This is a genomic window from Streptomyces sp. NPDC104096, from assembly GCF_055584385.1.
The window spans coordinates 1-14,515 of sequence record NZ_JBVJMD010000042.1; the positions used below are offsets into that span (position 1 = coordinate 1).

Annotated in this window: 15 protein-coding genes; 8 read left to right on the forward strand and 7 right to left on the reverse strand. The window is 71.5% G+C overall.

Annotated features, from left to right (window positions below; translation table 11 throughout):
• Positions 1 to 47 precede the first annotated feature (47 nt).
• The 5 genes from ACZ60B_RS31270 to ACZ60B_RS31290 all read left to right on the forward strand — a co-directional run bounded on the left by ACZ60B_RS31270 (position 48) and on the right by ACZ60B_RS31290 (position 4,025).
• Positions 48 to 938 (forward strand): carbohydrate ABC transporter permease, encoded by an 891-nt coding sequence (locus tag ACZ60B_RS31270; protein ID WP_469393012.1) that lies wholly within the window; start codon positions 48 to 50, stop codon positions 936 to 938.
• Positions 935 to 1,840, forward strand: a complete 906-nt coding sequence (locus ACZ60B_RS31275; RefSeq protein WP_469392877.1) for a carbohydrate ABC transporter permease — start codon at positions 935 to 937, stop codon at positions 1,838 to 1,840. The genes ACZ60B_RS31270 and ACZ60B_RS31275 overlap by 4 nt, the downstream gene beginning before the upstream one ends.
• Positions 1,837 to 2,868, forward strand: a complete 1,032-nt coding sequence (locus ACZ60B_RS31280; protein ID WP_450663348.1) for a LacI family DNA-binding transcriptional regulator — start codon at positions 1,837 to 1,839, stop codon at positions 2,866 to 2,868. The genes ACZ60B_RS31275 and ACZ60B_RS31280 overlap by 4 nt, the downstream gene beginning before the upstream one ends.
• Before the next feature lie 287 nt (positions 2,869 to 3,155).
• Positions 3,156 to 3,506, forward strand: a complete 351-nt coding sequence (locus tag ACZ60B_RS31285) for a VOC family protein (protein WP_469392880.1) — start codon at positions 3,156 to 3,158, stop codon at positions 3,504 to 3,506.
• A gap of 105 nt (positions 3,507 to 3,611) precedes the next feature.
• Positions 3,612 to 4,025: a MarR family winged helix-turn-helix transcriptional regulator gene (locus ACZ60B_RS31290; protein WP_469392882.1), complete on the forward strand. Its 414-nt coding sequence runs from the start codon at positions 3,612 to 3,614 to the stop codon at positions 4,023 to 4,025.
• On the opposite strand, the gene ACZ60B_RS31295 is transcribed toward ACZ60B_RS31290, so the two are convergent.
• Both ACZ60B_RS31295 and ACZ60B_RS31300 read right to left on the reverse strand, forming a co-directional pair.
• Positions 4,015 to 5,586, reverse strand: coding sequence for an outer membrane protein assembly factor BamB family protein (locus ACZ60B_RS31295; protein ID WP_469392884.1), 1,572 nt, complete (start codon positions 5,584 to 5,586; stop codon positions 4,015 to 4,017). The genes ACZ60B_RS31290 and ACZ60B_RS31295 overlap by 11 nt on opposite strands.
• Positions 5,587 to 5,749: 163 nt before the next feature.
• A complete protein-coding gene (locus ACZ60B_RS31300; RefSeq protein WP_469392886.1) occupies positions 5,750 to 6,847 on the reverse strand; it encodes a hypothetical protein in 1,098 nt (365 codons plus the stop codon).
• A gap of 195 nt (positions 6,848 to 7,042) precedes the next feature.
• On the opposite strand from ACZ60B_RS31300, the gene ACZ60B_RS31305 reads away from it, so the two are divergent.
• Complete coding sequence (locus ACZ60B_RS31305) at positions 7,043 to 8,026, forward strand: AraC family transcriptional regulator (protein ID WP_469392888.1); 984 nt, start codon at positions 7,043 to 7,045, stop codon at positions 8,024 to 8,026.
• A gap of 249 nt (positions 8,027 to 8,275) precedes the next feature.
• Here the strand turns inward: ACZ60B_RS31305 and ACZ60B_RS31310 are convergent, their stop codons facing one another.
• Together ACZ60B_RS31310 and ACZ60B_RS31315 are read right to left on the reverse strand one after the other, a co-directional pair.
• Positions 8,276 to 8,683 (reverse strand): SseB family protein, encoded by a 408-nt coding sequence (locus tag ACZ60B_RS31310; RefSeq protein ID WP_469392890.1) that lies wholly within the window; start codon positions 8,681 to 8,683, stop codon positions 8,276 to 8,278.
• A 128-nt stretch (positions 8,684 to 8,811) separates the two neighbouring features.
• Positions 8,812 to 9,675, reverse strand: coding sequence for a LysR family transcriptional regulator (locus tag ACZ60B_RS31315; RefSeq protein ID WP_469392891.1), 864 nt, complete (start codon positions 9,673 to 9,675; stop codon positions 8,812 to 8,814).
• Positions 9,676 to 9,744: 69 nt separating this feature from the next.
• Between ACZ60B_RS31315 and ACZ60B_RS31320 the strand changes: the two genes are divergently transcribed.
• Entirely contained in the window at positions 9,745 to 10,707 is a 963-nt protein-coding gene (locus ACZ60B_RS31320; RefSeq protein ID WP_469392892.1) for an EamA family transporter, read from the forward strand.
• Between the two features lie 46 nt (positions 10,708 to 10,753).
• A complete protein-coding gene (locus ACZ60B_RS31325; RefSeq protein ID WP_450663357.1) occupies positions 10,754 to 12,199 on the forward strand; it encodes a glyceraldehyde-3-phosphate dehydrogenase in 1,446 nt (481 codons plus the stop codon).
• Positions 12,200 to 12,364: 165 nt separating this feature from the next.
• On the opposite strand, the gene ACZ60B_RS31330 is transcribed toward ACZ60B_RS31325, so the two are convergent.
• The 3 genes from ACZ60B_RS31330 to ACZ60B_RS31340 all read right to left on the reverse strand — a co-directional run bounded on the left by ACZ60B_RS31330 (position 12,365) and on the right by ACZ60B_RS31340 (position 14,467).
• Positions 12,365 to 12,787: a hypothetical protein gene (locus ACZ60B_RS31330; protein ID WP_469392893.1), complete on the reverse strand. Its 423-nt coding sequence runs from the start codon at positions 12,785 to 12,787 to the stop codon at positions 12,365 to 12,367.
• 466 nt (positions 12,788 to 13,253) lie between these two features.
• Positions 13,254 to 13,679 (reverse strand): hypothetical protein, encoded by a 426-nt coding sequence (locus ACZ60B_RS31335; RefSeq protein ID WP_469392895.1) that lies wholly within the window; start codon positions 13,677 to 13,679, stop codon positions 13,254 to 13,256.
• 212 nt (positions 13,680 to 13,891) lie between these two features.
• Positions 13,892 to 14,467, reverse strand: a complete 576-nt coding sequence (locus ACZ60B_RS31340) for a hypothetical protein (protein ID WP_469392897.1) — start codon at positions 14,465 to 14,467, stop codon at positions 13,892 to 13,894.
• Between the last annotated feature and the right edge of the window lie 48 nt (positions 14,468 to 14,515).

The window sequence follows — 14,515 nt, forward strand, 5'->3', positions numbered from 1 at the left end:
GGGCCCCGTACGCCCACCCGTCACCCACCACCGCCCTCAAGGGAGCGCTGCACGCGCCCTACTTCTTCCTGCTCCCCGCGGGGATCCTCTTCTGCCTGTTCTTCGCGCTGCCCATCGGGTACGCGCTCTGGCTCAGCTTCCGCAAGGTGCACGTCTCCGGGCTCGGCCTGGGGTCGGGCGCCCGGCAGGAGGTCTGGGCCGGGTTCCGGAACTACACCGCCGCCCTCACGGACGACGAACTGCTCGGCGGCGCGCTGCACGTGCTCGGCTACGGCTGCATCGTCGTACCCGTGATGCTCGGGCTCGCTCTGCTGTTCGCGCTGATGCTCGACTCCGACCGGGTGCGGCTCGCCCCGTTCACCCGGCTCGCGATCTTCCTGCCGTACGCCATCCCCGGCGTCGTGGCCGCGCTGCTGTGGGGCTTCCTGTACCTGCCCGACGTCAGCCCCTTCTACTTCGTACTGGCGAAGCTGGGCCTGCCGCAGCCGGACCTGCTGGACGGCGGTCCGCTGTACCTCGCCCTGTCGAACATCGCGGTCTGGGGCGGCACCGGATTCAACATGGTCGTCATCTACACCGCGCTCCAGGCCGTCCCGGCCGAGGTGTACGAGGCGGCCGAGCTGGACGGCGCCACCCCGCTCCAGATCGCGCTGCGGATCAAGATCCCGATGGTGGCGCCCTCGCTGGTGCTGACCTTCTTCTTCTCGATCATCGCGACGCTCCAGGTGTTCAACGAACCCACCACCCTCCATCCGCTCACCAACTCCCTGCCCACCACCTGGAGTCCGCTGATGAAGGTGTACCAGGACGCCTTCGGCAAGGGGGACATCTACGCGGCCGCCGCCGAGGCGACGCTGATCGCCGTCGTCACGCTCGTGCTGTCCTTCGGGTTCCTGCGGGCCGCGAACCGCCGCAACAAGCAGGAGGCAGCACGATGAGTTCTCTTGCCGTCCGCAAGGCCGCACCGGCCGCCGGCACCACCCCGGGCACCGCCCAGGGACCGCCGCTGCACCGCCGGATCGCGCTGGTCCCGACCGTGACCCTGCTGCTCGGCGCGCTGTACTGCCTGCTGCCGGTGGCCTGGGTGGTGATCGCGTCCACCAAGTCCGGCCACGAACTCTTCTCCACGTTCACCTTCCTGCCGGGCAGCGGCTTCGCGGACAACGTCAAGGAGCTGAGCACCTACCGCGACGGGGTGTACTGGAAGTGGATGGGCAACTCCGCCCTCTACGCCGGCCTCGGCGCCCTGCTGTCGACGGCCGTCTCGGCCGTCAGCGGCTACGCCCTGGCGGTCTACCGCTTCCGCGGCCGGGAGACCCTGTTCAACATCCTGCTGGCGGGCGTCCTCATGCCGCCGGTGATCCTCGCCGTCCCGCAGTACCTGCTGATGGCGAAGGCCGACCTCACCGACTCCCACCTGTCCGTGCTGCTGCCGCAGGTCCTCGCCCCCTACGGCGTCTACCTCGCCCGGATCTACGCCGCCGCCGCGGTCCCCTCCGACGTGGTCGAGGCCGGACGGATGGACGGGGCGAGCGAGTGGCGGATCTTCACCAGGATCGCGCTGCCGATGATGGTGCCCGGACTGGTCACCGTGTTCCTGTTCCAGTTCGTGGCGGTCTGGAACAACTTCCTGCTGCCGTACATCATGCTCAGCGACGACGAGAAGTTCCCGATCACGGTCGGCCTGTACACCCTCCTGGAACAGGGGTCGAACACCCCGGCGCTGTACACCCTGGTGATCACCGGCGCGTTCCTCGCGGTGCTCCCGCTGGTCGCGCTCTTCCTGGTCGTCCAACGGTTCTGGAGCCTGGATCTGCTGTCCGGGGCCGTAAAGTCGTGACCATGAACAATGCGGGGGGACGGCGCAGGCCGCCGACCATCCATGACGTGGCGCGCGAGGCGGGGGTCTCCCGGGGCACCGTCTCGCGCGTGCTCAACGGCGGCCACTACGTCAGCCCCGCCGCACAGGAGGCGGTCAACGCCGCCATCCGTCGCACGGGCTACGTCGTCAACCGGCACGCCCGTTCCCTCATCACGGGGCGGTCGGACTCGGTCGGCTTCCTGCTGACCGAGCCGCAGGAGCGGTTCTTCGAGGACCCCAACTTCAACATCCTGCTGCGCGGCTGCACCCAGGCGCTGGCCGCGCACGACATACCGCTGCTGCTGATGCTGGCGGGCACCGAGGACGAGCGGCGGCGCATAGCGCGCTACATCACGGCCGGTCACGTGGACGGGGTGCTGCTGGTCTCCAGCCACTCCGGGGACCCGGTGGCGGAGGAGCTGTGCGCGGCGGGCGTGCCGCTGGTCGCGTGCGGCAAGCCGATCGGGCTCGGCTCCAAGGTGAGCTACGTGGCCGCCGACGACCGGGACGGCGCCCGGGACATGGTGCGCCATCTGCTGTCGCTCGGCCGCCGCCGGATCGGCGTGGTCACCGGTCCGCTCGACACCCCGGGCGGTGTGGAGCGGCTCGCCGGCTACCGGGAGGTGCTCGCCGAGGCGGGCGTCGACCTCGACGAGCGGCTCGTCGTCCCCGGCGACTACAGCCGGGCCAGCGGCGAGGCGGGCGCCGAGCGGCTGCTCGCGCAGGCCCCGGACCTGGACGCGGTGTTCGTCGCCTCCGACCTGATGGCCCAGGGCGTGCTGGCCGCGCTGCGGCGGGCCGGTCTGCGGGTGCCGGATGACATCGCTGTCGGAGGCTTCGACGACTCCCCCGCGGCGGTCGCGGCCACGCCCGCACTGACCACCATCCGTCAGCCCTGGGACCGGATCAGCAACGAGATGGTGCGCGTGCTGCTCGCCCAGATCGGCGGCGAGGACCCGGCCGCGGTGATCCTGCCGACCGAACTGGTCAAGCGCGAATCGACGTGAGCGGGCGGTGGCGCGGGCGCTCGGTCGCTGTTCGGGAGCCGGCATGAGCGGCCGGTACGGCGAGCGGGCCGGTCACCCATCGGGGGAAGGTGCCGCACCGTCCGCGGCCCCCTGGACCGGCCCGTCGCCGGTGGGACCGCCGTCCGGCGACGGTCTCCGACCGGTCAGGATCGGAGAAGCCGCCGAGCGGCCGCCCGGCTTAACGTGAGTGCACCGGCGGAACGCGCCGGTACGACACCGGCGCGCCGTATCGGCCTGTCGGTCCCCACCTCACCGAGGAGTACGCCATGACCGCGGGCGTCAAGACGATCATCTACCCCGTCAAGGACCTCGCCCAGGCGAAGACCCTGTTCAGCGCGCTGCTGGGAGTCGAGCCGTACGTGGACGAGCCCTACTACGTCGGTTTCGAGGACGCCGGTCAGGACGTGGGCCTCAACCCGAACGGACACGGTCAGGGCCTGACCGGTCCGGTGCCGTTCTGGCACGTCACCGACATCCGGGCGCGGTTCGCGGCGCTGCTGGCGGCGGGCGCCGAGACCGTGCAGGACGTGCACGACGTGGGCAACGGCCGGCTGATCGCGTCGGTGAAGGACGCCGACGGGAACATGATGGGACTCCTCGAGGACCCGGCGGCCTGAGACCGACGACCCGGTGCCCCGAGACCGGGTTCTGCCGGGTCCGCCGCTTGCGCATGCACTAGTTGCATAGTCAACAAATGGCCGGTTCGGTGTTACCGTGCGGGTATGGCAGTGAACACGGCGACCGCCCGGCTCGAACAACAGTGGCGGGACATCCTGTCGGTGCACGCGCGCACGATGTGCGAGATCGACCGTGTGCTGCACCCGCACGGCCTGGGCGCGAGCGACTTCGAGGTGCTCGACATCCTCGACGCCGAGTCGCCCCAGGAGGGCAGCCACTGTCGGGTGCAGAACCTCGTCGGGCGGGTGCATCTGAGTCAGAGCGCGCTGTCCCGGCTCATCGGGCGGCTGGAGAAGGACGGTCTGGTCGAGCGCTCCGTCTGTGCGGAGGACCGCCGCGGTGTGTGGGTCGCCCTCACCCGCAAGGGGCGCGACCTGCACGCCGAGGTGCTGCCGTTGCAGCGCGCGGTGCTGGCCCGGATGCTGGCCGACCGGACGGAACCGTCCCTCACCCCCTGACCCCGAGGACCGGGGGACGGCTGTCGCCGTCGGAGTTGACGACGATCCAGGTGTCGTCCGCCCTCAGGAGCTGGGCGGTGTTCTCGACCTTGCCGTCGACGTCGCGCACCATGGTCCCGTCGTCCGCCCCCAGGCGGTGCCCGTCGCCCATGTCGAGCCGCCACAGCCGGTCCGCGCCCCCGAGCACGGCCACCTGACCGCGGCCCGCGGGCGCGAGGGCGGTGACCGTGCCGCCCAGGTCCTGGTGCCACAGCCGCTTTCCGTCCCGCAGCGAGTAGCCGGCGACCCGGTCGGGCCCGTCGGCACCGGGCCGCGCGGCCGCCACGACGAGCGTGCCGTCGCCGACCGTCGCCGGCAGCGCGGGCCGCGCGGCGAAGGCGTCGGCCGCCGGAACGATCGCCAAGTCCTCCTCGCCCCCGCTGAGCGGGATCTGCACCGGGTCGCCGTCACCGGTGCCGGGGTACGCCAGTACGGCGGCGACGCCGCGTGCGTCCCGCTCCTTCAGCAGGAGGGTGAAAGGGTCGGCCGAGACCACCATGACGGTGTCGACGGGACTCTCCACCGGCAGCCGCCGGCTCCCGATCTCCCGGCCGGTGGCGTCGTCCAGGGTCACCAGCCGTGCCGAGGTGGTCCCGTCGCTCCCGACGCAGGTGACCACGACCCTGGTGGTGCCACCGGCGGCGGAACCGACGAGCGGCTCGCACTCGGTGCCGGCATCCGCGCCGCTGTCGGCGCCGCCGCCCTTGCCCTTGTCCGGGCCGCCGTCCCGCGTACCGCTCGTCCCGCTCGTCCCGCTCGTCCCGCGCAGGCTCGCGGTCCAGCGGGGCGTGCCGTCGGTGAGGTCGTAGCCGTGCACCGCGCCGTCCGCCAGCGCCACGGCCACGCCGTGGTCGGCGGTGAGCAGGCTGCCCGAGGAGGTGGTGAACCCGGGGACACCGCTGATCTTCCGCTCCCACAGCTTGCGGCCGCTGCGCACATCGACACCCCACACGGTGTCGCACGGCTTCGCGTACCGCCCGAAGCCGACCAGACCGACACCGTCGACGACGCTCGCGCTCATCCCGCACACCGACGCGCGCACCGGCGCCGTCAGGGACCAGCGCCGGTCCCCGTCACGGGAGTCGTACCCGACGAGCGCGTCACCGCGCACCCGGACCACCGTCGCGGCGTCCTCGCCCACGGTCCACACGCCGAGGCCGCGCACCGTCGACGGGCGGTCGCGGTCGGCCTGCCACACGGGGTCGAGGACCGGACCGCGCAACCACACGTAGAACTGCCGGCCGGGCCACAGGGCGAGCAGCACGCCCACCGAGACGAGCACCGTGGGCAGCGTCCGGCCGGGACGGATCCGTGCGAACGCGGCGACGGCCGCGCCCGTCGCACCGACCCCGGCGAAGGTGCACAGGAACGCCAGCAGGATGGTCGGCATGGTGCCGTCGGGGCAGGGGTCGAGGTCGCTGCCGCAGGAACCCCCCGGGATCGACGTCCATCCCAGCCAGTGGAACTCCGCCGCCAGCCCGACGACCGCACCCGCCGCGACGACGGCCGCCGCGGCCCACACCGGTCCCCACCCTGCGCGCGGTCGCGCGTCCTCGACCATCCGTGGCCCCCGCCCTGTTGCGTACCGCGACACCCCCGGTGCCGCTCCCCCGTCGCAAGCGCCAGGAGCATAACGCGGCGGATCGGATCATGTCAGCGGCGTACCGGCAGCCGGAACCGTCCCCTCACTGCCCCGCCGCGGGCGACTGCGGCCGCCGGTCGGCCGGGCGCTGCGGCGAGACCGAGGCGGCCCGGAAGTCGCGGGGGCCGGTCCACAGCGCCGGTACCGCGTCGCAGCGGCGGCACAGCTCGTGGGCGATGGCCTCGTAGTTGACCCGCCAGCCCTGGAAGTGCGGCCAGGCCTCGCGCGGTGAGCGCTCGGCGCGGAAGTCCGTGCGCTCCAGCATCGCCACCGCCTCCTCGAACTCGGCGAAGGTGAGCCGGATCGGGGTGTCCGGCGCCGGGTCCGCGTCGAACGGGAGGCGGACCGAGCGGGCGATGTCCCGCAGTGCCGTGAACCCGGCGCGCAGCACCAGCCGGGCCTCCGGCGGGGCGACCCGCGGGGTGAGCGCGAGCTGCATGGCCGCCGCGTCCATCACGGCCACCAGTCCGACCAGCCAGTTGCGGTACGGCCGGGGCGAGCGGAAGGCGAGCAGCACCGGATAGGTGGAGTGGCTCTCGCCCATGTCGGCGGCCAGCCGCTCCCAGGACCGGTACAGCTCGGGCAGGGCCGTCTCGGTGTCGACGAGCCACTGCCGGGCCAGGATCTCCGGGCCCCAGGCGGGCTCCCCGGCCCGGGACTGGAGCAGCGTGACCTCCAGCTCGCGCCGGTTGTAGGCGGCGTAGAGGGTGGGCAGGTAGGCGATCTGAAGGGCGATGACGACCGGGCCGGTGGCCGCCGCGACGAAGTCGAGCGCCGAGAGGCTGATCCGGGCGCCGCTGGCGAACCCGAGGGTGAACAGACTGGAACCCGCCTCGCGGAAGGCGGTCGTCCAGGACAGCGGGGACAACGCGTACAGCAGCAGGCCGTAGCCGATCAGGGCCCCGCCCAGCCAGGTCGCGAGCATGCCGATCAGCATGAGGGGGGCGAGCCAGGTCTGCGCGCGGTCGACGGCACGGTAGCCGCCGGACGGCGCGGCCAGCCGCAGCAGCCGGCGCAGCAGCCACCAGAGCCGGAAGACCAGCACGGAGTAGAGACCTCGCGGCACCACGAGGGTGCGCAGGATGCTGCTGAGGACGAGTAGGAGGACGAGCCCGCCGGCCACGCCGGAGATCCAGAGCATGGGGTCATTCTGGACCGTGCCCCGGCCGGTCCGCGGTCGGCGCGATCGGTACGGACGTACGCGGAGCGGGATGCGGCATCGTGCTCCGTCGGTGACGAACACGCCGCCGGAAGGGTCGGCGCGACCCGCCCGCGGTGCCATCATGCTCCACGAATGCCGCACAGGACGGCAAAGGCCGCAGCAGGGAGCGTCGCCATGGACCAGGGGCAGCGGGCAGTCCGGTTCAGCAGCTACCGCACGCGATGCGTGGACGAGTCCCATGACGCGATCGCGAGCCATTACTACGATCTGAGCCTGGACGTGGCGGGCTCCCCGGAGACCTTCCTCACCGAGATGAGCGTGGTCGAGCTCGGTGAACTCACCGTCGGAGAACTCAGTTTCGGCACCGAGGTCGCGATGGAGTTCGTCGAGCCGCGCGCCTACCACGTGGCCCTGCCGCTCACCGGCCGGTTCCGGGTCGGACAGGGACACGGGTCCTTCTCGTACGCGACTCCCGACCGGGCCCTCTTCCTCGACCCCGACCGTCCGGTCCAGGTCGACGAATGGTCCCGCGACTGCCGGGCCCTGGCCGTCAAACTCGACCGGGCGGCGATGCACCGTCGGCTGGAGGGCCTGCTCGGCAGACCGCTCGGGGGCCGCCCCCGTTTCGCGTCGTACGTCGACATCGCGCAGGGTCCTGGGCTGAGTTGGGCGAACCTGGCGCGGTGGTCCCTGTCGGAGAAGGACGTGCCGGGCGGGCTGCTGCGTCAGCCGCTGATCCGCGCGTCGATCGAACGGACCCTGCTGGAAGGCGTGTTGTACGCCGCCGGGCACAACTACCGGGAGGAGCTGGAGATCCCCGGCCCCCGGTTGCGGCCGGCGCCGGTGAAACGGGTGATGGACGTCGTCCACGACCGGCCGGCCGAACCGTACGACGCGACGAGCCTCGCCGCCATCGCCCAGGTCGGCGTGCGTACCCTCCAGGACGCCTTCCGCCGGCATGTGGGCATGTCCCCGATGTCGTACGTCAGCGAAGTGCGGTTACGGCGGGTGCGTGAGGAGCTGCGGTCCGCGGATCCGCGGACGACCACGGTCACCGACGTCGCCTACGCGTGGGGCTTCGCCCATCTCGGGCGGTTCGCGCAGCGCTACCGGGCCCGCTTCGGGGAGTCGCCGTCGCAGACGCTGCGTACCAGGTGACGGCGTACGAGGTGACGGCGAGCGGCGAACCGGGTGCGGATTACGGACACCGGCTTCGCATTCCGGAGCGTGCGCGCCGGCGCACGGGCCTAGCCTTGATCGGATGGGTGAACGGGGTCGGCGCCGCTCACCCCACCCCGGCGGGGCCGGGGCGCGCGAGGGCGCGTGGACCGCCCGCGCTCCTCGGGACCGGCCGTTCCCCCCGGTGGATCCGGCGGTCGGGTCCCGCCGGCCGCCGGGGTGCGCCCCTCAGTCCCCGGGCCGGGCCAGCAGGGTGCGGACGCCTTCCGACGTGAGCGTCAGGGCGTGGTCGGCGGCGCCGTCGATGGCGAGCGAGAGCTCGTCGTCCGGCCACTGCGCGGCGAGCGCGCCCAGCGGCACCAGGCGGTAGCGCGAGACGAACGGCAGCAGGTGGGCCATCTCCGGTTCCGAGGTGAACACGGGTACCACCGGTTCCCCGCCCTGGTGCTCCAGGACGGGCAGGGCCACGGTGGTGAGATCGGCGGCGCTCTCCTCGGGGGCGTCGTCGGGTACCGGCACGAGCACGTCGCTGTGCGCGAGCGCGTCCAGCGCGACCATGTCCTGGGTGTTCTCGGCCAGCGCGGTCAGCGCCCGTCGGGCGGTGCTGCCGGCCTCGTGGTGGGCGGGTGTCTCCATCGCGGGTCCCCTGGTAGCGGCGGTCTTCGGGTCTGCCCCGCCCGCACGGGCGCCGGGCGCGGCTGGGTTCGCGTACCCAGGACGGCCGCGGCCATGCACGCCTCGGCGCAACGAGCGGAACGGGTCCGTCAGCCCTGGCGGTAGAGCTCGGTGAGCACCTCGATCACGGCCTGGGTGGCGGGGTGCGGATCGTCGCGCCACCAGGCGAGCCGTACGGCGACGGGTTCCGCGTCCCGTACGGGCCGGTAGACGACGCCGGGCCGCGGGTACCGGTTGGCGGTGGACTCGGCGGTCATGCCGATGCACCGGCCGGTGGCGATCACGGTGAGCCAGTCGTCGACGTCGTGGATCTCCTCGACGGCCGGACGGGCGTCGGCGGGCCACAGCTCGGGCGTGGTGGTGCCGGTGCGCCGGTCGACGAGCAGGGTGCGGCCGCCGAGTTCGGCGAGCCGCACCGAGCGCCGACGGGCCAGCGGGTCGTCGGCCGCCAGGGCGCACAGGCGCCGCTCCAGTCCGACGATCGCGGAGTCGAACCGCTGGTCGCCCGGGTCCCTGCGCACCACCGCGAGGTCGCAGCCGCCCTCCGCCAGGCCGGCCGTGGCGGAGTTGGCGCGCACGAGCCTCAGTTCCGTCTCCGGGTGCGTGTCGCCCCACCGGCGCTGGAAGGTCAGGGTGTGCCGGCCGAGGGCCGCCCAGGCGTAGCCCACCCGCAGCCGGGTGTGGCCCGAGGTGGCCTCCCGGACCAGGCCGTCGACCTCGGCGAGCACCCGCCGGGCGTGCGCGACGACTCTCAGGCCGACCGCCGTCGGGGTCACCTCGCGGGAGGTGCGCCTGAGCAGCCGGGTCCCGAGGCCGCGTTCGAGCGAGGCCAGGGTGCGGGAGACCGCCGCCTGGGAGACGCCGAGCGCGATGCCGGCGTCCGTGAACGTGCCCTCGTCGACGATCGCGACGAGACAGCGCAACTGCCGCAGCTCGACCTGGGTGCCGTCCATGACTCAAGCGTATAGACGGATCAGCCTATGCATTTTTCGTGGGTGGGAGGCGTGGTCGACGCTCGGGGTATGCATAACGCTCCCCCGCGTCCGTCGGCACCGGCCCACCGCCCCGAGAGCGCCCGCGGCGCACTGGCCGGGGTGGGCACCATGGTCGGCAGCGGTCTGTCCAACCAGGTCGGCGCCGCCGTCGGCTCCCTCGCCTTCCCCGTGCTGGGTCCCGTCGGCGTCGTCGCGGTACGCCAGTACGTGGCGGCGGCCGTCCTGCTGGCGGTGGCCCGGCCCCGGCTGCGCGGCTTCACCCGACAGCAGTGGTGGCCCGTACTGCTGCTCGCCCTGGTGTTCGGGACGATGAACCTGTCCCTGTACAGCGCGATCGACCGGATCGGGCTGGGCCTCGCGGTGACGCTGGAGTTCCTGGGGCCGCTGGCCATCGCGTTGGCCGCGGCGCGCCGGCGGGTGGACGCGTACTGCGCGGTGGTCGCCGCGGCGGGTGTCGCCGTCCTGATGCGGCCGCGGCCCTCCGCGGACTACCTCGGGGCGGGGCTCGGTCTGCTCGCCGCCGCCTGCTGGGCGTCGTACATCCTCCTCAACCGCACCGTCGGCCGCCGGATCCCCGGCGCGCAGGGGTCGGCGGCCGCGGCCGGTGTCTCCGCCCTGGTGTTCCTGCCCGTCGGGGCCGTGGTCGCCGTCGCGCATCCGCCGACCGTGGCGGCCGCGGGGTGCGCGGTGGCCGCCGGGGTGCTGTCGTCCGCGGTGCCCTATCTCGCGGACCTGTTCACGCTGCGCCGCGTACCGGCGCAGGCCTTCGGGTTGTTCATGAGCGTCAACCCGGTGCTGGCAGCGCTGTCGGGCCTGGTCGTCCTGGACCAGCGGCTGGGCTGGGCCGAGACGGCGGGCATCGGCGCGGTCGTCGTCGCCAACGCGGTCAGCATGCTCGCGGGACGGCGCAGGACGGCGCCGGACGCCCACGCCGACCGCACGCCGAGCCCCGAAAGCCAGGTATCGAACCCCTGCTCGGAGCTCGAATGAGCCACGGGTTATCATTTGAGCACTGCCTAGCTCGAAAGATGGACTTGTGACTGTCAACGAGGACTCGTTCACGAACTGGAAGACCCGCGAGGAGATCGCGGAGTCCATGATCCCGATGATCGGGAAGCTGCACAGGGAGCGGGACGTCACGGTCCTGCTGCACAGCCGCTCCTTGGTGAACAAGTCGGTGGTCAGCATCCTCAAGACCCACCGGTTCGCCCGTCAGATCGCCGGCGAGGAGCTCTCGGTCACCGAGACGCTGCCGTTCCTCCAGGCCCTGACCACGCTCGACCTCGGCCCGTCCCAGATCGACATCGGCATGCTCGCGGCGACGTACCGCGACGACGACCGGGGCCTCTCGGTCGAGGAGTTCACCTCCGAGGCCGTGGCCGGTGCCACCGGCGGCAACAAGATCGAGCGCCGCGAGCCGCGCGACGTCGTCCTCTACGGCTTCGGCCGCATCGGCCGTCTCGTCGCCCGGCTGCTGATCGAGAAGTCCGGCTCCGGCAACGGTCTGCGGCTGCGCGCCATCGTCGTGCGCCGGGGCGGTGAGCAGGACATCGTCAAGCGCGCCTCGCTGCTGCGCCGCGACTCCATCCACGGGCAGTTCCAGGGCACGATCACCGTGGACGAGGCGAACAGCACCATCGTCGCCAACGGCAACGAGATCAAGGTGATCTACGCGGGCGACCCGTCGGAGGTCGACTACACGGCGTACGGCATCAAGGACGCCATCCTCATCGACAACACGGGCCGCTGGCGCGACCGCGAGGGCCTCTCGCAGCACCTGCGTCCGGGCATCGACAAGGTCGTCCTGACCGCGCCGGGCAAGGGCGACGTCCCCAACATCGTGCACGGCGTCAACCACGACACCATCAAGCCCGACGAGCAGATCCTGTCCTGCGCGTCCTGCACCACCAACGCGATCGTCCCGCCGCTGAAGGCGATGGCCGACGAGTACGGTGTGCTGCGCGGCCATGTGGAGACCGTCCACTCGTTCACCAACGACCAGAACCTGCTGGACAATTACCACAAGGCCGACCGCCGCGGCCGTTCCGCGCCGCTCAACATGGTGATCACCGAGACCGGCGCCGCCTCCGCCGTCGCCAAGGCGCTGCCCGACCTGAAGGCGCCGATCACCGGCAGCTCGATCCGGGTCCCGGTGCCGGACGTCTCGATCGCGATCCTGAGCCTGCGCCTCGGCCGGGAGACCACCCGCGAGGAGGTCCTCGACCACCTCCGCGACGTGTCGCTGACCTCGCCGCTCAAGCGCCAGATCGACTTCACCACCGCACCCGACGCGGTCTCCAGCGACTTCATCGGCTCGCGCCACGCGTCGATCGTGGACGCCGGCGCCACCAAGGTCGACGGCGACAACGCGATCCTCTACCTCTGGTACGACAACGAGTTCGGCTACTCCTGCCAGGTCATCCGCGTCGTCCAGCACGTCTCCGGCGTCGAGTACCCGACGTACCCGGCCCCGGCCGTCTGAACGTCGACCGACTCCAGGCCCCTCTCTGGTCGGAGAGCGGGGGCCAGGCCGGTCGTGGCAGACACCTGACCGACACAGTCCGACAGGTGCTTGCCGCGACCAACCCCCTGAGGGCCGCCGTCCGCAGTGCGGACGGCGGCCCTCAGCCACGGGCCGGCTCGGGCCCTAGTCGCAGGTCACCCCCCAGTAGCCGATCCGCTCCGGCCTGCCGTCGCGGTAGAGCACAACGCAGTTCCCCTGGCCACGCCACGGGAAGTCCAACCGCTCGGAGTCGAGAGCGGCATCCCACTCCTCGTAGGTGGGACGCCCGTGCGGAGCCCACGCACGTACTTCCCCATCGGACAATGGCCGCATGAACGGCCCGTCGTCGGTGTCCGCGGCCTCGATCATGAGCGGGAAGTCGAGCACGCTGCCCGTGCCGCCGGTGAATATGTACTCCTGCCACTCCGGGCTGTTCCACAGCTCCTCGACGGACCGGCCCTCGAAACCGTGGTCGTCCCGCGCCAGTTCGTCCTCCTGGGCCTGCCGGAACGCGGCCGCCAGGTCACGCCGATACGGGCCCGTGTCACGCCAGGCGTTTCCACCCATCCAGGTCGCCTCCCCATCCGAACTGCTCGATCAGGAGCGGATGGTACGAGACGGCACCGACAGAGCGTCCCGGCCCCGGCAACCGGTCGGCCTGCCCGGTCGGCACCCAGGTCCGCTGCGTGTGCGGCGTCCAGGACGGCCCCAAGCCCCTCCACATCCGCAACGGAGGTCACGACCGGCTGTTATCCGATGCATTTCGACCTACTCTTCGAGCAGATCGAGTTCTCCGCGGACGGAGAGGAACCGGCCGAGGGCGGGGTCGAAAGGTTCCTTCGAACGCTGGCACCGGCCCTGGCGCGCCATGACGTGACGCTGAAGGCCGAGGCGATCCGGGACGTCGACGACTACACGGTCTCGATCAACGGGATCCGCTGCGTGGTGGTGAGGCCCCAGGACTGGGGCGACGGGGGCCCCTGGGCTTTGTCAACCGTCCGCCCCCTGGCCCTCGTCGGCCCAAGCGCAACATCTACCTGTACGTCTCCGAGTCGGGTTCCTGAGTGAGGAGGTACAGCCCCAAGTGCTCGCGGAGAAAGCCCTCCAGCCGTGGAAGGTCGATCGCGTCGGCAGGGAGATCGCTGGAACGGGGACGGTAGAGCTCGACCATCCGGGCCATCAGCTCTTCGTCGAGCAACGGCGCCTGATAGCGATCGATCGTCCCTAGGTAGAAGAGCCAGCTGTGCAGCCGGTTGGCAGGGCAGTGCCCCTGGCCCGCATGCAGATTCTCCGGCTCGTGCTCGTCACCCCAGGAACCGACATGGAGGAAGGAGGCGCGACGCAAGCCCTCGTCCAGAACCGGGGTCGGATCATCCTTGCAGTTCCAATAGATCCGAGCCTCGTTCTCAGGTATGGGGCTCGGCACGGCCGCCAACCACAGTCGGTAGATCTCCTCCACGGCCGCAGTTTGGCATGCCGGGCCGAAGCGAAGCCCAGTAGTGGCCGGTCCCGGGGCCGTCCCGGGGCCGCCAAAGGGTGCTCAACCACAACCAACGCTGACAACCGCCGACAGCCAAGCGGCAGGTCGCGGCTTTGATCGATTGCACGACCGCAGGCCAGAGACCCGCCCCTTCACTTCGCTTCTTCGGCCTCTGGCGTGAACTCCGGTCCTCATAGCTTTCCCCAGACGCGCACCACTCGGTGTCCGCCGAGCGCTTGGGCGAAGTCAGCCAGAAACCGAGGCGCGAACTCGGGCCAGTTCCAGAACTCGAAGCCGAGGTGGGCGAACGCGAAGAAGTCGTCAGCCCACTTCCAGGCGCGGAGGTCAGAGGCCGACTCGCAGTGCTGGCAGGTGACGGTCGCCTCTCCGGTCTCGTGCCAGGCATTGAAGGCACCATCGAACGCTTCGCCGGCATTCTCCATGCTCTCCCAGGTTTCGGTGTAGAAGTAGGTCCGGCTGGCGCACCGTGGGCAGGTTGCGTACTGCGCATCACCCTGCCCACCATGGAAAACCGTGCGTCCGATCTCCGACTTGAGGCCGTCCGTCGGCTCCCAGTCCGGCTCGGCGACTGCCTTCGCCCAGTGCTCGCCAGGTGGGTTTCCCGACCGTGCTCCGAGCACGCAGTCGGTCCGCCCGGCCAGCACGATCCCCTCTCGAACGAGCCAATCGAGGGCGCGGACCGCGAGTGCCGAGGCCTCGGCAGGCGTGGCATCGAGATCAACGATGGTCTGGAAGTGATCACCCATGGCGCCGACGATAGGGCCTGCCAGTGACAGGCCAACTTGCACGGAACC